Below are 18,658 nucleotides of genomic sequence, written 5' to 3'. Positions count from 1 at the left end.
CTTTCCAGTCTCTCAAGAATGAGCCAGAAACACCATACAAGCTTGTCGAAGGGCTCCAGTTGCGAAGCGGGTGGTTCGACAAGCTCACCACGAACGGTTAAGTGAACAGCATTGTGGTTAGACCAATGAGTTGAATCCGGATAATCCATTAGCCCGGTTATTCCTTGTCACCCTCGCGAAAGCGGGGGGCAGGAGGGAATCCAGCAAAATAAACTGCCCGCGAAGCGAACAAAACTTACCGCTTGCGGTAAGTTTGAGGGGCGGACTAACCTTGAGATTGCGCGGCGAAAACCCCTTCATAGTTGGGAAAGCGGCGAGTTCAGGGCGGGAGGCGCTTCATTCATGCTCATTTTTGTCCTCAATCTCAAATCTCAAGACGCAGCTCCAAACGCGGAACATCGGCAGAAGTCGGGATATCTTCGCGCAGGGGGAAATCAGCAAAATGTTCCACCAATGCCCAGCCATCGAACGCGATCTGTGCTGCGTTCTTCTCGACACCGGTCATCAGGACCAAACGCTGCTTTGCCTCCATGAATCCAATTATCGGTAAATCTCGCGCCGGTTGCCAACCTGCACCACGAGCACGCGCAATACACCGTCTTGAATGTCGCAAATCACCCGGCAGTCACCCACGCGATAACGCCAGAAACCACCCAGCGAGCCGGTCAGCGCTTTGCCTGAGTCGCGCGGATTTTCCCGTCCGGCGACCCGCTCATCCATAAAATCAACGATGCGCCGCGCCGTCTGCTTGTCCAGCTTGCTTAGCTGCGCTTTGGCCGTCTCCGCGTAATCAATTGTCCAGGCCAAGGTCTTTTCTCACGTCAGCAGCGGAATGCACCTGTTCTTGTCCCTTGCGAACACGCTCCAGCACGTCGGCGGCAAGGTAATAGTCCTCCATTTCCTCGATGCCATGCTCGATGATTTCGCGCAGGTAGTACGCTTTAGTGCGTCCGGTATGGGAGGCGAGGTAATCAAGCCTTTGCTCGATTTCAGGGGCAAGGCGAATCGAAGTTGCCATATTAAAGTTTCTCCAATTGAATGCGTGTATTCACTGTATCACAACGCTATTATTCTGACCAACCGTTGCCACCCTGCTTGCAACGCCCCTACTTGCGGCCTTTGCCCTGCTTGCCTGAACCAGCCGTCATCTTCGTATAAAGTTCAAACAGTTTTTCCAGCCGCTCAGTATCGTTCTTGAAGCAGCGGCCGGTGTAAATGCGCTCCAGCACTTCGTCGTTGCGCTCGTGGGCGTGGCGCAGGTTGTCTGGCATGTTGTCCGGGTCTTACAGCTCGGCAATGGTGGCGGGGAAATGGGCCTCACGCGCCAGCAGGATGGACTCGGCGCAGGCGGTCAAGTCGGCCTTGTTTTGTTCGATGAACAGCGGTATGAGGAAGGTGTTCCAGCCGAGGGTGTTGGAGTACGAAAAGTCAGTGCGCATCCGCACGCAGACTGTGCCAATCCAGACCCAGTGCAGGCGCGAGGCGATAAGCGCCATGTTCCAAAGGGGGGGCGTCGAAGAGGGCGAAATTTCGGTCGCCGATGATTGTTTCACCTTCGATCAAACCCATTGGTAAGTATGGGCGATTTTCGGAACTTACCCTCGGCACAACAATGGTGACTTTGCTAGATTGATGTCGAATTTCGGTAAAGCGATAAGGTGTGTTGGCTTCCTGTTGTGTTTGCTTCTTTGGGCTTGCCAAGCGCATCTGGCGAACTCGCTCAACACGCTGTTGAATCTCAGAAATCTTGACCGCTTATGCTGCATCATCCACATCCAACCAAAGACAATACCTTTGTTTGCCATTGATGAATTCTTCAGAATTGGAAAAATTGCGGATAAAGGCTTGGGCTTGCGGCCATGCTTGGATTAGTTGCTCCTTTTCCTGAAAATCAAAGAAAAGATGACCACCATCAACTGGTCCGCTACCACGATCCATTGCCGTAATCTCAGCCAGCGGACTTACAACCTTCTCCACCACTGTGTTCATACCGGGCACCAAATAGGCATTGATGTGCTCGACTTCTTGGACGAGTGAACTACCGTCATCACCCATTGAGAAAATCCGGCGCAGCTTGCCTGTGTGATTTTTGCACGCTCGTATCCGGCTGAGGTTCAGTGATTGTGGGGCACTGAAGAGTGCTCCATTGTAAATGGTTGTTTGTGAGATCTCGTAGTGTTTCGTATTAATTTACGGGTACTAAACAGTGGCCGCAACACACGGGGATATGATCATACGGGACGGGACATGTGATTTTATGTGATGGTTTGTTGATGCCACAAAGCCCGAAAATTCTTACACTGGCCTTACACGGCGCAGAAACAACTGGAAGTTCAAACGGCCTGAAACGCTGAAAACTTTATGGATATTGGTACCCCGGAGACGAATCGAACGTCCGACCTACCCCTTAGGAGGGGGTCGCTCTATCCACTGAGCTACCGAGGCGCGTGTGCATTCTAACGCAAATGAGCTTTGATCACACCTTTGCTACTCAGCATTTATTTAGTCAGAGTTATTCAAAACAAAGTGAGGTTCAGGTCTAACATTCTAACAAAATATTGGAATGTTAGACCTGAATCTCTGGTTATTTCGCCCCCACTGATTTTTGTAAGTATATCCACGAGATGTGGAACGGGCTGCGTTGAAGCGAAATGCAGCAGCGCATATTTTTACTCATAACCATCCGTCGGGACTGGCAGAACCTAGCAAATGTGACGAAAATTTAACCGAGAAGTTTAAGCGCGTATTGGCACTGGTGTATGTTCGCGTCCTTGATAATCTCGTTGTCGGAGGAGAAGTGGCGATGAGTTTTGCTGAACGAGGGTTGTTATGAATAATATACTTTGGCCTCCAAGACGGGTGGTCATTTTGGTGTGCTAGACGGTATGTATGAAACATAGGTATCGTGTAGACTGATGACTTATAACAGCTAAATTATTGAATTTAAAATTAATATATTTTTAAAACGATCTCCTTAGTCGGACAAAATATCTTGCTGACCAAGATTTTGTCAGGTCATATATTTTTAAATATATGATTTTAGACATGTCGTACATCTATCTGCTTGAAGAAATAAAACTAAAAGGTAAAACTGAAAAACCTGAAATTTCAATGAGTTGTAATACTGAAAACTCTGGAAACTATAAACAAGATTTACTTCTTTCTAAACATTGAAAATGTTGAAGGTGTAAATGACTTAAAAGAAAATCAAGCAATTGAATTTAGTTCCAACCTGACAATTATCTTTGGTGCAATTGGTTCAGGTATATCAGGCTATGTACGATTGCTCAAAAAAGCATTTTATTCATAAGCCCCATCGTAATTTCCTCTTCCCTATTAAGGATTAACCGGATTATGTACACATGAAAATAGCTTTTTTTTCTTCGCTGGTTTTATTGTTGTCCGCTGGAAATTCTCTTTCCTTACAACTGTCGCCAGTTTCTGACACTGTTCCGCCAATTGCAGCGCCTGAGTCTATGCCTGCTATTCCTTCTTGTCAGTGGCTCTTTGATGCAACTGTTACCCTTGGTGGTTGGCAGCCTGATACTGATTTTCCTGTACTTATAGATACTATATGCCGTGTCAAATTTTTTCAATTAGACACATACTGGTCTTATCAGACTGGTCCAACTAGCCCGACTTGTCCTTCCGGGTATGGTTTAGATGCTCCTTATTGGATGTGCTATAGATCGGCTTCTTATGTTCCTCAATGCCCTGACGCTTCTCCTGCATATACTTACTCTGCTTCTACTGGATTGTGTTCGCGCCCTGCTGTAACGTCAGGCTTGCCTCTGGGTGTCCGACCTGAAGAGTTAGGCGCAAGTTCTGCGAGTTGCTCCGCTGATTCTGATCCATTATCAATGAATGGATACGACACACCAATCTGGAGTGGCGACGATTCGGGCAACAATAACTTTGCTGGCGATCCAATCAACACTGCCATCGGCAATGTTGTTGAATCAGCACGTGACTACCGAGGCAGCGGGCCGTTCCCAGTAAATTTTTCCAGGACCTACAATAGCTTGCCAACGCTGGTTCCTGGCATTGTCAACAGCTTGGGGGGGAACTGGCGTGGTACTTACGATGCCAATATCGTTACCCATGATGGTGATATTTATGTATATCGGCCCGATGGGAAGGCAGCTAAATTTTCCCTTGTCAATGGTGCATATGCGTCGGCAAGCGACGTTGTCGCCACACTGACGCCTGTGCAGGCAAACGGGCAGCCAGCGGGATGGGTTTATACGACAGCAATCTACACAGTCGAAACATATGATGTCAATGGTCTTTTGAAGTCCATAGCAAACAGAAACGGCTTGGTTCAAACATTGGCGTATGACGGCAATGGTTTGCTCTCCAGCGTAACTGATCCTTTTGGGCGCGTGCTGCAATTTGCCTACGATGCCTCAAGTCGGCTGGTGACACTTACCGGACCGGATTTCACCACGATTCAGTATACTTACGATGCGAATAACAACCTGATCTCAGTTACCTATCCAGACAGCACAACGACAGGATACCAATATCAAAACAGTGCATTCCCAAGCCTGCTGACCAGTCGAATTGATGCAGAAGGTGTAATCGTCTCTACCTGGGTCTATGATAGTCAAGGTCGCGCGATCGGCAATCAGTTGGCAAATGGAGTAGCAGCTATCACTGTCCTGTACAACCAGGACAGCACCGATGTTACTGATGTCCGCGGCGTGACTCGCACACGCCAGTTCCTACGTATTGGCAGCAGCAAGAAATTCGTCAGTATGACAGTAGCGTGCAGTGACTGCGATACGGGTCTAACGCGCACTGTCAGCTACGATAGTAACGGATTTGAAACCGGCAGTACCGATTTCAGTGGTCTCACGATCCAGAACACACGCGATTCGCGTGGATTGGTGTTAACCAAGACAATTGCAGTGGGAACACCACTGGCGCGCACCATCAATTACACTTGGCATCCTATATTTCAAAAACTGACTAGTATTGTTTTACCTAATAACCAGAATTCTCAGTTCGAATACGACGACAAAGGCAATCTCACTAAACGAACGATGACGGCCGATGGTGTAAGCAGAGTCTCGACATACCAATATAACGCTATTGGACAGCTGATCCAGGTAACGAATCCCGGCGCCGATGGCAAGAATGTCACAACCTTGACCTACGATGCGCAGGGCAACCGTGCCAGCGTAACGAATGCATTAAATCAATCCGTACTTTTCACCCAATACGATGCCAACGGCCGTTTACTCAGCCTGACCGACGCGCGTGGCCGTTCGACAAGCTTCACATACGATGTCCGAGGCCGATTATTAAGCCAAGATACTGCCGGAAGTGTCATCACCTTTAACTATAACGCCACAGGCAATATCACCCAAATTCGCCAAAACAATGGCCAAATACTCAACTATACCTATGACAGCGCCCATCGCCCAACAGGCTATAGCGATACCAGAGGTAATAGCATTGTCTACACTCTCGATGCGGCCGGCAATAAAATACATGAAAATATCTATGATCCCAACAACCAACTCAGCCGTACCCATAGTTATATCTATGACGAACTCAATCGTCTTCGAATTGATATCGGCGCCGACAACCAAACAGCCAATTTAGATTACGACACCAATGGCAACCTTACCGACCAAACCGATCCCAAAGGCAACCCAACCAGCTACGCCTTTGATAGTTTAAATAGACTAATAGATACCACTGATGCCAATAATGGCCAGACTAGCTACAGCTATGATGACAGAGACAACCTTACATCGGTTGCCGATGCCAATGGCAACACCACAACGTACAGTTACGACGCATTTGATAACCTAATTGAGCAAAACAGCCCCGATACTGGGCTCAGCACGTTTAACTATGACCAAGCCAATAATCGACTGAGCAAAACCGATGCCAGAGGCCGCCTCACCAGCTATCAATATGACGTGATCAACCGCCTCACCCATGTTAACTATGCCGATACCAGCCTCAATATTAATTACTACTATGACAACTACGCACAAAATGATAATTACCCAGACCAGCACGGTATCGGCAGATTAACCGGCCAAACAGATAACAGCGGGACAACCGACTATTACTACGATATCCGTGGCAACTTAAGCCATCAACTCATTCAGCGAGGTGAGCAAACATATAGCCTGAACTATCTCTATAACAACACCGACCAACTCACCCAAATCATTTACCCCGATGGCAGAACCGTTGATTATAGTTATGACACAGTCGGTAATATCAGCCAAGTCACCACCACCGATGATCTGGCGACTACCCAATCCATTCTAAACAGCATGCACTACCAAGCCTTTGGCCCGACGACCAGTCAAACCGTTGGTAATGGTATAACCACTAGCCAAATTAACGACTTAAACTACCGTAATGCGCAACTAGTTACCCCTAATATACTAGAGCGCACTTACGATTTTGATGCCAATAGCAACATCATCAGCATTACCGACTGGCTTGAAGCCAACAACAATCAGCAATTTGACTATGACAAGTTAAACAGACTAACCGATGCCAACAGTGCCAGCTATGGTGACATCTACTATCAATACGATAGCGTTCATAATCGCACCAACAAAGCCACTCTGTACAACAGCTTAACGCAACAACAAGGCACCGTCTACGACACAGAGAGTAACCAAATAGTCAGCATTATCAACAACACCGTCAAGACCTACCATTACGATGCCAATGGCAACATCACCGACGATGGCCGCTACCAATTTAGCTACGGTGACGATAATCGCCTACATTCCGTCAGACAAAACGGCTCAACTATTGCAAATTATAGCTACAACGCTCAAGGCCAACGTAGTCTTAAAAAAGCCGGTAACACCACCACTTATTATTTTTATAGCCCAAGCGGCCAACTGCTAACTGAAATCGACAGCTTAGGCAACACCCAAAAAAACTACCTCTATGCCAATGGACAATTAGTCGCGATCGCTCACACAGGTGCGACTACAACTGCACAAGAACTGATTTTAGATAACCTTGATGCCAGCTATTCAGACAACTGGCCTTTATCAACAAGCGTTCAAGGTTATACCAACAGCAATTACCAATATCATGCTAAAAGCTCAGGCAGTACCAGTACCGCTGATGTAGGTACGCCGATTGATAACTTACAAGCGACTTACAGTGACAACTGGCCGCTTTCGACCAGTGTTAATCAATACTATGGTACTAACTACCAATACCATGCACCCAGCAGCAGTACCACAACGGATACACTAGGTACGCCAATTGATAACCTACAGGCAAATTATGTAGGTACATGGCCACTTTCAACGAGCGTGGCTCATTATTACGCAAGCAACTATCAATATAATGCAGCCGGCACAGGCGCTAACACCGCCACATGGACAAGCAATATCAGCACCACCGCCAGTTATGATGTCTATGCCTACTGGACAGCAGCAGCGAACCGAGCCAGCAATGCCCAATACACCATTTATCACACATCAGGCAATGATACGGTTACCGCCAATCAAAAAGAAAACGGCGGGCAATGGAATCTACTTGGCACATACACCATGGATACTGCTAGCACCATCGTCTTAAGCGATAATGCCGATGGCTATGTCATTGCCGATGGCGTGACAATTGTACCGGCAGGCACCCAGCCCAATACCACCATCCAAGCTGAAACCGCGACATGGCCACTTAATGTACCGAGCACAGCCAGTTATGATGTCTATGCACACTGGGCAGCTGCACCCAACCGAGCAAGTGATGCTAAATACACCATTAACCATAGCAACGGCTCAAATACCGTGACCGTCAACCAACAACAAAATGGTGGGCAATGGAATCTACTGGGTACCTATACCTTAGATACAACTAGCACCGCAGAGTTAAGCAGTGATGCTAATGGCTATGTGATTGCTGATGGCATGACTATCCTGCCAGCAGGCACACCACCTGACCCAACAGCGCCAACCTACGAAATCGCGACATGGACACCGAATCAAGCAGGTAGTTATGAAGTTTATGCACGTTGGACCGCAGCAAGTAATCGCGCCACGGATGCTAAATACACCATTAGCCATACAGCAGGCAGTGACACCATTACTGTCAACCAACGTCAAAATGGTAGTGGCTGGCGGTTATTAGGAACATATACATTAGATGCGACAAGCAGCATCACATTAAACGATGATGCCGATGGCTATGTGATTGCCGATGGATTAAAGCTGACGCCAATCACCACCACGACCACAACTAACGGTCTGTACTATGTACATAATGACCATCTAGGCACACCGCAAACGATAACAGACCAACAGCAACAAATTGTTTGGCAGGCCAATTTCGATCCCTTTGGCAAGGCCACACTGCTTGTCAATACACTCGAAAACAATGTCCGTTTCCCGGGGCATTATTTTGATGTGGAGACGAGTTTAGATTATAACTACTTTAGATATTATGATCCTGAGGTAGGCAGATACATTACCAGTGACCCTATTGGTTTGGCAGGGGGGATTAATACTTGCAGCTATGTTAGTAGTAACCCATTAAGCAATGTTGATCCGACTGGATTAGATGTAACTGTTGCACTTTATCCTGGTGCTTTAAGCGCCGGGCACGTTGGTATCGGTGTTAATTCTTCCAGTACGACTGGATTTTACCCATCACCGGGATCATCTAGTTTGTCTTTGGCGTTTAGCCAAACTGTCCCAGGTGCGTTGCTTCCTGATATCCGTACTCCAATTGTAACTATCATAATTCCTGCAACGCCAGCACAAGATAAAGCAATTCAAGATTTTATCTACGTAGGTAGATTTTTTCCAGGTAACTATAATTTATACGGTAAAGATGACGGTGAAAATTGTGCAACGACTGTAAGAGATGCGCTTGGTGTTGCTGGAATTAATACGCCATCGACAATTTATCCACGAGAGATTTTGAAAAACCTACAACAAAAATTTATACTGGGACGATAATAATGATGCGATTCGTTGGTTTGTTTGCGTTGGCTGGGATGCTCATTCCAATAGTACTGAGAGGAGCTTGGGTATTAGTGGATCGCTACCTAGGTAGCAATCTTGATATTCAAGTTGCTATTCAGAAATTGACTCTTGTGTTGTGGCCTAGCTGGTTGATGGGTCTAGCTGATGTTCCTAATAACCAAGAAATCCAATTATTTCTAATTTTGCTTGCAGTTAATATTATCTTGTATGCCGTTCTTGGTGTACTAATTTGGTTGGGTTTGAAAAGTCATGTTAGTTTTTATGGGATTGCGGGCATTATGATGGTTGCGCTGTGGTGGTGGGTGTTGACACTTTAAAAAAGTTCGTTAAAAAAACTGTGGTTCAGGTAGCTTACCAAGTGCATGATACAGTGACAATTATAACATTTCGTATGTCTTATAACCGTAAGCTTTTCTCATAGTAACTTTGGCCTTGTTATTTAATCCCTCAACAACGCCGCTTGAAAACGCTTTTTTGGCCTGAAATAGCAAGCGTAGCCTAAACTAGCGTAGGTTGGCGCTGATCTTGCGAAGCCCAACATCACAAGTAAAACACAGGGGCAAGTCTAGCCAAGTAGCACAACCCCTCTTGTTGTTCTTCTTCAATAAACCAGGATAATCCATTAGGCAATTTAACCAGCCTCGCCCTTTGAAAAAGATGGATTAAGGGGGATTTTTGTGTACCTGCAATGCTCAAATCCCCCCTAGCCCCCCTTTTTCAAAGGGAGATGTGAAGTTATCGCGCGAATCAGGTCTAATGGATTATCTGGGATAAATAAAAAGCCACCCACCTCCGTTATTCCGGAAGCGAGTGGCCTTTTTATAACAACTATTGTTGAACCGATTTAAGTGTTGCGCTATCAAAAAGATCTGACGTAAGTTGCAAAAAGTGGACAATGCGGATCCGAGTCCGGAAGGTCGCTTTGAACCGCTTCATCATTCAGTTCGAAGGGCAGATTGAACTTAGTTAATCACCCCTCGTTTACACGAAATTCCGGCTTCCTCTGCAACTCAGTTAACAAATGCTTTACGAATAGTTTTTTCATCGGGCAATGCACTTACATGCCAACGTATGAGCTCTATTCCCGCAGCGGACAGCGCCTTCACCTTCTTAGCATCAGCTTTAACGCGTATTTTTTTCTGATTTGATTTGTCATCAAGCTCTACGGCGGCGATGACAGTTGAATCCTTGAGACATACAATAAAATCTAGGCTCATACAATTGATACGGTTGTTCCACACACTGCAATTACAACCCTTATTCACGGCAAGCACTTGGGATAACTGCACTTGTGCTAATACAATGCACTGAGGCAGTGCTGCAACAAGGCGATGATAAAGAATTTGCTCTGGCCCTGACAGTGGTTTTTTTGCATGGTATGGCCAAGCTTCATTGCTTTCACCAGAAGATTTACGCATTTTTAAAAAAACAATAATAAATGCAACAATTATTATTAGAACAATTGCAGCTAATAGCATCTTCTCCACACGATTTCCTTAAAAATGTATTAAACGATCTAAACCTCCATTTAAGTATCAAATTTGAATTAGAAAATGATACAGAGGGAATTTAAATTTTTGTTAAAGTGCAGCTCGTTCGAACACTATAGCTTGCCACTAAAGCTATAGCGGCATTTGTAGTCTAATCTTCAATTGAAATAGAACAATTACTAATTACTATCCGCCTGTTCGGGCAGTTCGATGTAACTGCCATATCTTAGTTCCCGTTCTCGAAAATTTTTCGTCAAGCATCGCAATGATTTTGCTGTTGTTGACTTGGCTTAAAAGTCTAACTTGTCTGTTTATAAAAGAAATTATTCTTCGTTGTCCAAATAAATTAAGGTGGCACCTTGCTGCAATTTAAGCGTAGATTACAAGTGAATCGAAGCAAAAGACTTCCTGGTAAGTTTAAGAGGCAGCATTGGCCCACCAATAGCTTGTAGCCAAAGCTCACTTGTCGGTCTTATGAGGAGCTCTACATAAGTCCGACATCCTGACGGGCACAACGTTTATCCTGATGTCTGCTTCAAGATGTAATTTGATTGGAATATTTTGTTAGCTTACGGGACTTTGTGAGGCTGTAAATGGAATTGAGTAAATCTAAGATTGAGTTTGCGACACGCAGTTATAAACAGGCGGGATTTGGCAGCTATTGTAGGGCACCTTTTAAAATCCAATTTAGCGAGCAGCCGTTTTGCGGCTTGCCTGCTTACCCGTTTCGTTTCAATACTGCGTTACTTGAAAATTTATCACTAAGTTATCAATAAATATGCTGCGCTCTAAATTTTTATTCGCGACTTATCCTGCTTAGCAAATTGAATTTGTTGAGGCACCCTTAAAGGAAATCGGCTGCAAATTTAGCTGAGCGGTGACTATTCCGCCACTTTTTTGGCAATAGAGCTGCTCTTACCCTGCAAAATCGTCTAGTGAGATAAACAGGTATTTCGCCGTAAGGTGAAAGTTCGCACAAACTATCCGCGCTCAGCTAAATTTCGCTACGATTCTTTAAGTCCGAAAGGCTGCTAGTGAGTAACAATTTTGGGTAAGTTTTTGGCTTGAGCACACCAGTTTTCAACTGAAGACAGTGGCGGAACTTTTTTTACCAGATTTTTCTCTTCATTGACTTCTGCCATCTTCATTTGGAGATTTTCAGCGTTTCGTTGCGCTAATTCAGGCACTGTATCCACTCCTGCATGTTCGAGCAGATCAGCATACTGAGTGCTTACACCCTTAATTCTTGACAAGTCAGCTCTATTTACCCAACTCAGTAGCATTTTTTCACTAATACCGCTTTTCTCAGCAATATCTTTACGGCCTTTTTTACTACAACATATTTCCAGAAAAGTTGTTTCTGATGTTAAACCAGCAGCTTCAAGTTTTGCTGCGTAAGCTGGGCCAATGCCTTCAATTTTAGATAGTTTGGTCATTGCATTCTCCAAGTATTTTAATTGTTTAAAATAATTTGTTCAGCATACCCGCAGCGCCGCCTAATCCGCCCAGCGAATCAAGAACAGAACCGTCAGAGCTGCCTTTGTCAACCATTTGTGGAATAACTTTCGACAAGCTTTCTAAAGCTGTGCCTTTATCAATCCCTAACTTTTCAGAGAAGTTTGATATCTTATTCTCACCGAAAATTTCTTGGACCTGATGTGGTTCTATTTCTTTATTGGCGCCATCTCCTAACCAGGAAGTAGCTAAACCTGCTAAAGCATTGTTACCCATCATTTTGGTAACAATTGTGGCAATATCAAAATCTTTGGATCCTGATTTAAAAAGGTCGCTAAGCGCGGAGGTGATTTGAGAGGTGTCTCCACGACCGCCTAATTGTGCTTTTAAAAGATTCGTTCCAATTTCGAGTAGGTCCATCATGTCTCTCCTTGTATAAACATAAGAATAGCGTTTATCTGCCGCCCCGCCCAAACTTACTTAAACCGCGTCCCATATTGGAAATAGACAAGCTTTGTTGAATTTAACATTATGGAGAGCGGAACCTATGGGGATTGTAAGGTTTTGCGGCGAGTCGTCAACTTGTATGATCGGGAGTACGTCAGCGTGAGCTCTGCGTGGCGATGGGTGCCGCCACGGAGTGACAGAATAAAGACATGCGTTCATGTTCCTGCAACCTTTATCAGCGCTCCGCAATATATATGTGCTGGTGCATTGATCACCGCCAGTATCTTCGCCATTGCCAACGTTGCTGTTCGTCATGGAACAATTGCTCGCGTGAGGGGGAGGTTATGCTGGCGCTTCTAAAAATTTGATACAGCCATAGCAATTGTTAGCTATGTTCTAAATCCCAAATCATATGAGCATCGACAAGCAGTTTGTAATAGGCTGTCAAGGCCGCGACTTGCGCTTGCAGCGCATGGGTCATCGCAGCGGTTGCTTGGCGACGCGCCAACAGCATGGCTTGTAATCCCGCTTCGCCGAGCGTATAGGCGCGCTGCATCAGCCTGGCATTTTCCTGTACGATTGCTGCGCTTTCATTGGCAATTTGCAGGCTGACATAGGTACCACGCGCAATCATGACGGCGCTCACGATTTGAGACTCAAGCTGACGTTTTTTGAGTTCGACTTCTTGGCGCGAGACTTCAACGGCTGCGATTGCTTTGGAGCTGCGCGAGTCACGAACGCCGCTAGGGAAGGGAATGCTGAGCATTAATCCGGATATACGCTCGCGTCCATCGATCTCCGAAGCATGAAATATTCCCACCGTGGGATCTGGAGTCTTGTTGGCACGTGCTCGATCTGCATAGGCTTGAACCTTTTGCATTTGAGTTTGTGCAACCCGAAACTCATCGTTTGTATCCAAGATGTGGTCGCGCCAAAATGCCGTATCCTCCTCGATAGGCAACGGCATTGGAAGTGGCATAATCTGACGTTTTATACCGGGAAAGCGGATGGATAGACGCGACCAAGCCGCAGCGGCCTGAGTCTTCACGTCGTTGCTTAAGCGTCGTTGCTCGGCCAATTCGGCACGGGCGATGCTCAAATCCAATTTAGAAGCATCGCCGGCACGGACGCGTTTTTGTACAGCTGCAAGGCTGGTTTGAGTTGACTGAAGGCTGTTTTCGGCCAACTCGCGGGCACGCTCTGCCGCCAGCCAATCTATCCATAAAGTCATCAATTCACGTGCCGCTTCGTGTATTGCCTCACCGTAGCGTGCATGAGACTCTTCGACGGTTGCTTTACCGATATTGCGATCGGCCTCGGCTTTTTCAGGAAGCCGGAAAGTTCGCTCGATACCTACATTCCACTCCTCGCGATTGCCATTAGAGATATCATTGGGGCCGTAATTTTGAACTCGGCGTTGTCCCATAACCTTGGCAGTCCATTCATAAGGCGATTTATCGAGAATGCCAGCCTCTTCCAGAGCAACGTTAAGGTTGGCCCGCAGGGCAGCTACGCCAGGATCCTGCTGCAGTAGTTGCTGCGCAATTTCGGTTGGCAAGAGTCCCGGTGGATTCACAGTCTGCACTGCTTGTACGGAACCAGAGACGGTCAACAGTCCTATCAGGAACAATCGAATTATCATGCAATTTCTCCCGCTTCAACGACTGTCGTTACCCAATAGCGCAGACCTGTGCCAGCTAATTTCTGGCGAATAGTATCGAGCAATATTGCTTTGTCTGCAGCTGCAAGAATTACCTGTATTTCGGTGACATGCGCCTGCCCCATTACCTGCTCAGCTTGACTTAAATCCCAGACGACCACGCCATGCGCAGCGGTGGGCTTGCTGGTAAAAACAATAGTGCTGGGCAACATGAGTAGCAAATCGAGCAGCTTTTCTTTAATCGTTGGCGGACACAATAGCGTTAAACATAGTTCAGACATGGGGAATCTCCTGCTTCGACAAACCGAAACGTAAATATAAAATTGGCAATAGCATCAGTGTCAGCGTCGTGGCTGTAACCAATCCACCGATTACGACGATGGCAAGTGGGCGCTGGATTTCGGAACCTGGTCCCGATGCGAACAGCAGTGGCATCAGCCCAAAAGCCGTACTTGAGGCAGTCATTAACACTGGGCGTAAGCGTCGCTTTGCTCCTTGCACAACAAGCTCGCTTAACTTCATGCCTTCGCTTTGTAGTTGATTGAAATAGCTGACCAGAACTACACCATTTTGGACGGCGATACCTAGCAGTGCTATAAAGCCTACAGACGCAGGTACAGACAAATATTCGCCGGTGATCCACAAGGCGACGATACCGCCGACCAGCGCGAATGGAATGTTGCTCAGAATCAACAAAGTCTGACGGACCGAACCAAAGGTTGAGAACAACAGTACGAAAATGAGCCCAAGAGCGATCGGCACAACAATCGTCAAACGTTTAGCCGCTTGTTGCTGGTTTTCAAACTGTCCACCCCAAGTGATGTAGTAGCCAGTGGGTAAAAGCAGGTTCTGCCCGACAAGGGCTTTGGCTTCTTCGACAAAACCGACCAGATCACGACCGCCGACGTTGGCGATAACTACGCTGTAGCGGCTAGCCATCTCGCGATCGATCTTTACCGGACCTACAGCGCGTTCTAATTTTGCGACGCTAGTCAATGGCACCGTGCTGCCATCTTTAGTTGTGATCCGCATGGCCCCAAATTCGGCTGGCGATATGCGAACCGATTCAGTGCCACGCAATATGATCGGCGTGCGGCGGATACCCTCGATTATGACACCGGCTCGTTGACCATCAATTTGTGCGCGCAGAGAATCCTGGATCTCTTCAACGCTCAAGCCCAGACGGCCAGCTTGCAGGCGATCTACCGCGACCCTCAAATACTGCACACCATCGTTTTTAATCGTATACACGTCTTGATTGCCGGGGACCGTCTTGATGAGTGATTGAACTTGGCTCGCATACTCATTGAGTTTGTTGAGGTCGGGACCAAAAATTTTGACCGCTAGATCACCGCGCACGCCTATGATCATTTCCGACACGCGCATTTCGATCGGTTGTGTGAAACTGTATTGGATGCCGGGCATGGGATCGAGCACCTTACGCACTTCGTCCTTCAGCGCTTCCTTATTCTTCATGCGCCATTCGCCTTTCGGCTTCAACAGTAAGTAGGTGTCGGTCTGGTTGAGGCCCATCGGGTCGAGTCCGATTTCATCTGAGCCGACACGGGCTACAATTCCATATACTTCCGGGATAGCCTGCATGATGGCGCGTTGAATTTTTAGATCGAGCGCGGTGCTTTGTTCCAGGCTGATGGACGGTAGTTTCTCAATGCCGACTATTAAGTCACCTTCGTCCATCGTTGGAATAAAAGTCTTGCCGACCTGGGTATAGATCACAACGGCTGCAACCAACATCAAGACCGATACCCCAGCTACGATGCGTTGTCGGCGCAGGGCCCATGAAAGCATTGGTTCGTAAAGCGTCAGCAGCTTGCGGGGTAGCCACGGCTCTTCGTGCTTGATTTTACGCAGCAGATATGACGCCAGTACCGGAATAATGGTTAATGATAAAATCAGGGATCCAGCCAAGGCGAATACAATAGTGAGCGCTACCGGCACGAAAAATTTTCCTTCGAGGCCCTGAAGCGTCAGGAGCGGCAAAAATACAGTAATGATGATCAATACCCCAGAGGTGACCGGAACCGCAACCTCTCTCACTGCACGATATATTGTGTGTAAGCGTGGCAATTTACCGGCAGTGGGATCAGTCGCTAAACGCTGTACAATATTTTCGACCACCACGATGGAGGCATCGACCAGCATACCGATTGCGATGGCCAAGCCACCCAAACTCATCAGGTTCGCCGACATGCCGAAACCGCGCATCAGAATAAAGGTAATCAGTGCAGCCAGGGGCAGCACAAGGGCCACTGTAATTGCAGCCCGGATATTTCCCAGGAACAAGCCAAGCAAAATGATAACCAGAATGGTTGCTTGGATCAGCGCGGTCGAAACTGCCCCAACTGCCTTGCTGACAAGGGAGGCGCGATCATAGAAAACGTCCAATTGCACGCCTTGCGGCAGCGTTGGCTGCAGCTCGTCCAGTTTTTTTCGGACGCCTTCGACGACTTGTTGTGCATTAGCGCCAGCCAGCCCCAGCACCAGCCCCTGGACGGCCTCTTCCGTACCATTTTTGGTCACCGCACCATTGCGTGTCACCATGCCGATCTTGACCTCGGCTATATTACCGATACGGACCAATGCGCCATCTTTTATCGTCACCACGATTTCACGCAGATCGTCCAAGGTCGTGATCTTCCCCTCGCTACGCACCAGAAGTACTTCGTCTCCTTCGCCAAGTCGGCCCGCGCCATCGTTGCTGTTATTGGCGCTGACCGCCTCCTTGAGCTGTGCTATCGTCACACCGCTGGCAGCCATTTTGAGGGCATCCGGTACGACTTCGAAAGCACGAACGACGCCACCCAGCACATTTACGTCAGCCACGCCGGGCACGGTTCTGAGCACGGGACGTATGACCCAATCAAGCAGACTGCGTCGCTCGGTCAGAGACAAGCCTCCTCCATCGACGGTAAACATAAACATTTCCCCGAGCGGGGTTGTGACCGGCGCCATACCACCCACGATGCCATCCGGCAAAATATTCGCTAGCCCGCCTAGGCGTTCACTGACTTGCTGTCGCGCCCAATAGATGTCAGTGCCATCCTCGAAATCGATCGTCACATCGACCAGGCCATACTTGGAGACAGAACGTAGAATTTTGGTTTTAGGGATGCCGAGCATTTCCACTTCAATCGGCACCGTGATGAGACTTTCGATTTCCTCTGGCGTCATGCCAGGGGCTTGCATAATGACTTTAACTTGGGCGCTCGACACATCAGGGAAAGCGTCAATCGGCAACCCCATGTACGCATACAACCCCGCACCTGCGACAACCAGCGTTGCCAGCAATGTGAACAGGCGCTGTGATAATGAAATCTGGACAAGGTGGGAAAGCATTATTTGCTCTCCATCGCATTAAGCCATGCACCCTTGAGTACAACCACGCCGCTGATCGCGATCTGTTCGTTAACCTCAAGTGCGCCTTGCACGCGCACCAGCTGCCCAGCGCTCACCACCACCTTCACAGGTCTGGCTTCAAAGCCCTGTGAAGTACGGACGAACACAAATGCATGGTTGCCGTCGTGGGCTACAGCAGAAAGCGGCACATCCCAACTGCCTGGCGTGGCCGTCAGAGGCAATTCAACCGTCACAAATTCTCCAGCTCGAATCTGGCTAGTATTGCCTTCGACTTCTGCACGCAACTGCACAATCTGACTACTGGAAGAAACGATCGGACTGACACTCAAAATTCGTGCTGCAACATCCCGGCCGATCACTTTGACTTTTGTTCCAGCTGGCCAATTTGTATTGTCCGACATCGGAAGTTGAATGTTGAGCCTGAGTGAATCGGTTTGTGATATCTGTAATAATGAAGTTGTAGGCTCGATCCGTTGACCAGGTTTGACCTCAATACTGGTCACGATTCCAACCTGCGTCGCTGTCAGTGTAATGCTATCTTGTGGTTTGCCAGAATCAGCAATACGCTGGATTGTAGCGGCCGACATGCCGCTTAAACGAAGCGCCGCCTTGGCTTGGTGGAGTGCGGCTTCAGCTTCCATCAAAATTGATTGAGCCTCTTGCGTCCGGCGCTTCGGAGTGATGCCTTCATCGAACAAAGCTTGTTCACGCAGTGCCGATTGTCTTGCAAGTTTGGTGCGGGCAGTGGCTTGCAGCAACTGCAACTGTAACTGGCCAAGTTCTGAGCTGGCGATGCGTACCAGCGGTGTGCCCGGTTGCACTGCCTGATTTTGCTGAACCAGTAATTGCGCCACTAAACCGGCCACCGACGAGCTGACAACTTGTCTCGCTGTTGTGGAGGCGACCACCTCCGCAGGAAATCGCGCTTTTATCAAGTCGATTTGGCTCTGTAATGCCACGGTCTTAATACCCAATATCTGAATCTGATTATTTGGAACAATAAATTGGACCGACCGATTGGTCGCTTGAGCAGTAGCCGTTAATGCGTATGCCATCGTTATGACGCAAGCACACAAATGGAAACGTAGATTTTTCTTATTCATAATCAACCTTATATTATTGCCTGTCGACATAGCAAATATGGCTACTGCGCTCGTTAAGCCGTGGGAAAAGAATCGTGCTAAATCCACAAGTTGTTCTGTTAATGCTAAAAATCGCAATTTGCGTAGCCACGCCAAGAA

Annotated in this window: 15 protein-coding genes, 1 tRNA gene and 3 pseudogenes; 3 read left to right on the top strand and 16 right to left on the bottom strand. The window is 47.4% G+C overall.

The window, feature by feature from the left end; all coding sequences use genetic code 11:
* Nucleotides 1–364: 364 nt before the first annotated feature.
* From MJ770_RS03075 to MJ770_RS03040, 8 genes and pseudogenes are all read right to left on the bottom strand, one after another.
* Nucleotides 365–532: a hypothetical protein gene (locus tag MJ770_RS03075; protein WP_239250139.1), complete on the bottom strand. Its 168-nt coding sequence runs from the start codon at nucleotides 530–532 to the stop codon at nucleotides 365–367.
* A gap of 8 nt (nucleotides 533–540) precedes the next feature.
* Nucleotides 541–807 carry a type II toxin-antitoxin system RelE family toxin gene (locus MJ770_RS03070; protein WP_239250138.1) on the bottom strand — a complete coding sequence of 89 codons (267 nt, stop codon included), beginning with the start codon at nucleotides 805–807 and terminating at the stop codon, nucleotides 541–543.
* A complete protein-coding gene (gene relB, locus MJ770_RS03065; protein ID WP_239250137.1) occupies nucleotides 791–1,018 on the bottom strand; it encodes a type II toxin-antitoxin system RelB family antitoxin in 228 nt (75 codons plus the stop codon). The genes MJ770_RS03070 and relB overlap by 17 nt, the downstream gene beginning before the upstream one ends.
* 88 nt (nucleotides 1,019–1,106) lie before the next feature.
* Nucleotides 1,107–1,271 carry a type IIL restriction-modification enzyme MmeI gene (locus MJ770_RS03060; RefSeq protein WP_239250136.1) on the bottom strand — a complete coding sequence of 55 codons (165 nt, stop codon included), beginning with the start codon at nucleotides 1,269–1,271 and terminating at the stop codon, nucleotides 1,107–1,109.
* Nucleotides 1,272–1,283: 12 nt separating this feature from the next.
* Nucleotides 1,284–1,439, bottom strand: a complete 156-nt coding sequence (locus tag MJ770_RS03055; RefSeq protein ID WP_239250135.1) for a hypothetical protein — start codon at nucleotides 1,437–1,439, stop codon at nucleotides 1,284–1,286.
* 3 nt (nucleotides 1,440–1,442) lie between these two features.
* Nucleotides 1,443–1,496 (bottom strand): annotated as a pseudogene (locus tag MJ770_RS15480) (hypothetical protein); the annotation flags it as partial.
* Between the two features lie 79 nt (nucleotides 1,497–1,575).
* A pseudogene (locus MJ770_RS15475) lies at nucleotides 1,576–1,938 on the bottom strand (type IIL restriction-modification enzyme MmeI); the annotation flags it as partial.
* A gap of 431 nt (nucleotides 1,939–2,369) precedes the next feature.
* Nucleotides 2,370–2,445, bottom strand: a tRNA-Arg gene (locus MJ770_RS03040).
* Between the two features lie 166 nt (nucleotides 2,446–2,611).
* Here MJ770_RS03040 and MJ770_RS03035 point away from each other — a divergent pair.
* The 3 genes and pseudogenes from MJ770_RS03035 to MJ770_RS03025 all read left to right on the top strand — a co-directional run.
* A pseudogene (locus tag MJ770_RS03035) lies at nucleotides 2,612–2,833 on the top strand (JAB domain-containing protein); the annotation flags it as partial.
* Between the two features lie 529 nt (nucleotides 2,834–3,362).
* Nucleotides 3,363–8,960, top strand: a complete 5,598-nt coding sequence (locus MJ770_RS03030) for a golvesin C-terminal-like domain-containing protein (RefSeq protein WP_239250132.1) — start codon at nucleotides 3,363–3,365, stop codon at nucleotides 8,958–8,960.
* A 2-nt stretch (nucleotides 8,961–8,962) separates the two neighbouring features.
* Nucleotides 8,963–9,304 carry a hypothetical protein gene (locus MJ770_RS03025; RefSeq protein WP_239250131.1) on the top strand — a complete coding sequence of 114 codons (342 nt, stop codon included), beginning with the start codon at nucleotides 8,963–8,965 and terminating at the stop codon, nucleotides 9,302–9,304.
* A gap of 60 nt (nucleotides 9,305–9,364) precedes the next feature.
* Here MJ770_RS03025 and MJ770_RS15560 read toward each other — a convergent pair whose 3' ends face one another.
* The 8 genes from MJ770_RS15560 to MJ770_RS02990 form a co-directional block, all read right to left on the bottom strand.
* On the bottom strand, nucleotides 9,365–9,478 hold the full coding sequence (locus MJ770_RS15560; RefSeq protein ID WP_445083118.1) for a transposase: 114 nt from the start codon (nucleotides 9,476–9,478) through the stop codon (nucleotides 9,365–9,367).
* A 519-nt stretch (nucleotides 9,479–9,997) separates the two neighbouring features.
* A complete protein-coding gene (locus MJ770_RS03020) occupies nucleotides 9,998–10,465 on the bottom strand; it encodes a DUF2726 domain-containing protein (protein WP_239250142.1) in 468 nt (155 codons plus the stop codon).
* A gap of 1,043 nt (nucleotides 10,466–11,508) precedes the next feature.
* A complete protein-coding gene (locus MJ770_RS03015) occupies nucleotides 11,509–11,913 on the bottom strand; it encodes a DUF4332 domain-containing protein (RefSeq protein WP_239250130.1) in 405 nt (134 codons plus the stop codon).
* A gap of 25 nt (nucleotides 11,914–11,938) precedes the next feature.
* The gene (locus MJ770_RS03010) at nucleotides 11,939–12,355 is read right to left on the bottom strand and encodes a YidB family protein (protein ID WP_239250129.1); all 417 of its coding nucleotides are present in this window, start codon (nucleotides 12,353–12,355) and stop codon (nucleotides 11,939–11,941) included.
* A 409-nt stretch (nucleotides 12,356–12,764) separates the two neighbouring features.
* Nucleotides 12,765–14,021 (bottom strand): TolC family protein, encoded by a 1,257-nt coding sequence (locus MJ770_RS03005; protein ID WP_239250128.1) that lies wholly within the window; start codon nucleotides 14,019–14,021, stop codon nucleotides 12,765–12,767.
* Nucleotides 14,018–14,320, bottom strand: a complete 303-nt coding sequence (locus tag MJ770_RS03000) for a DUF3240 family protein (protein WP_239250127.1) — start codon at nucleotides 14,318–14,320, stop codon at nucleotides 14,018–14,020. The genes MJ770_RS03005 and MJ770_RS03000 overlap by 4 nt, the downstream gene beginning before the upstream one ends.
* Nucleotides 14,313–17,396, bottom strand: a complete 3,084-nt coding sequence (locus tag MJ770_RS02995) for an efflux RND transporter permease subunit (protein ID WP_239250126.1) — start codon at nucleotides 17,394–17,396, stop codon at nucleotides 14,313–14,315. The genes MJ770_RS03000 and MJ770_RS02995 overlap by 8 nt, the downstream gene beginning before the upstream one ends.
* Nucleotides 17,396–18,520, bottom strand: a complete 1,125-nt coding sequence (locus MJ770_RS02990) for an efflux RND transporter periplasmic adaptor subunit (RefSeq protein ID WP_239250125.1) — start codon at nucleotides 18,518–18,520, stop codon at nucleotides 17,396–17,398. Before MJ770_RS02990 ends, MJ770_RS02995 begins: the two co-directional genes overlap by 1 nt.
* Nucleotides 18,521–18,658 lie beyond the last annotated feature (138 nt).

Source organism: Candidatus Nitrotoga sp. M5, from assembly GCF_927904885.1.
Taxonomy (GTDB): domain Bacteria; phylum Pseudomonadota; class Gammaproteobacteria; order Burkholderiales; family Gallionellaceae; genus Nitrotoga.
The sequence above is the reverse complement of the archived record's forward strand: the minus strand, read 5'-3'. Positions and strand labels throughout refer to the sequence as shown.

Excerpts from the sequence above, each read along its gene's own strand:
- MJ770_RS03075 (WP_239250139.1), bottom strand. The coding sequence starts at position 532 with ATGGAGGCAAAGCAGCGTTTGGTCCTGATGACCGGTGTCGAGAAGAAC.
- relB (WP_239250137.1), bottom strand. The coding sequence starts at position 1,018 with ATGGCAACTTCGATTCGCCTTGCCCCTGAAATCGAGCAAAGGCTTGAT.
- MJ770_RS03060 (WP_239250136.1), bottom strand. The coding sequence starts at position 1,271 with ATGCCAGACAACCTGCGCCACGCCCACGAGCGCAACGACGAAGTGCTG.
- MJ770_RS03055 (WP_239250135.1), bottom strand. The coding sequence starts at position 1,439 with ATGCGCACTGACTTTTCGTACTCCAACACCCTCGGCTGGAACACCTTC.
- MJ770_RS03030 (WP_239250132.1), top strand. The coding sequence starts at position 3,363 with ATGAAAATAGCTTTTTTTTCTTCGCTGGTTTTATTGTTGTCCGCTGGA.
- MJ770_RS03025 (WP_239250131.1), top strand. The coding sequence starts at position 8,963 with ATGATGCGATTCGTTGGTTTGTTTGCGTTGGCTGGGATGCTCATTCCA.
- MJ770_RS03020 (WP_239250142.1), bottom strand. The coding sequence starts at position 10,465 with ATGCTATTAGCTGCAATTGTTCTAATAATAATTGTTGCATTTATTATT.
- MJ770_RS03015 (WP_239250130.1), bottom strand. The coding sequence starts at position 11,913 with ATGACCAAACTATCTAAAATTGAAGGCATTGGCCCAGCTTACGCAGCA.
- MJ770_RS03010 (WP_239250129.1), bottom strand. The coding sequence starts at position 12,355 with ATGATGGACCTACTCGAAATTGGAACGAATCTTTTAAAAGCACAATTA.
- MJ770_RS03005 (WP_239250128.1), bottom strand. The coding sequence starts at position 14,021 with ATGATAATTCGATTGTTCCTGATAGGACTGTTGACCGTCTCTGGTTCC.
- MJ770_RS03000 (WP_239250127.1), bottom strand. The coding sequence starts at position 14,320 with ATGTCTGAACTATGTTTAACGCTATTGTGTCCGCCAACGATTAAAGAA.
- MJ770_RS02995 (WP_239250126.1), bottom strand. The coding sequence starts at position 17,396 with ATGCTTTCCCACCTTGTCCAGATTTCATTATCACAGCGCCTGTTCACA.
- MJ770_RS02990 (WP_239250125.1), bottom strand. The coding sequence starts at position 18,520 with ATGAATAAGAAAAATCTACGTTTCCATTTGTGTGCTTGCGTCATAACG.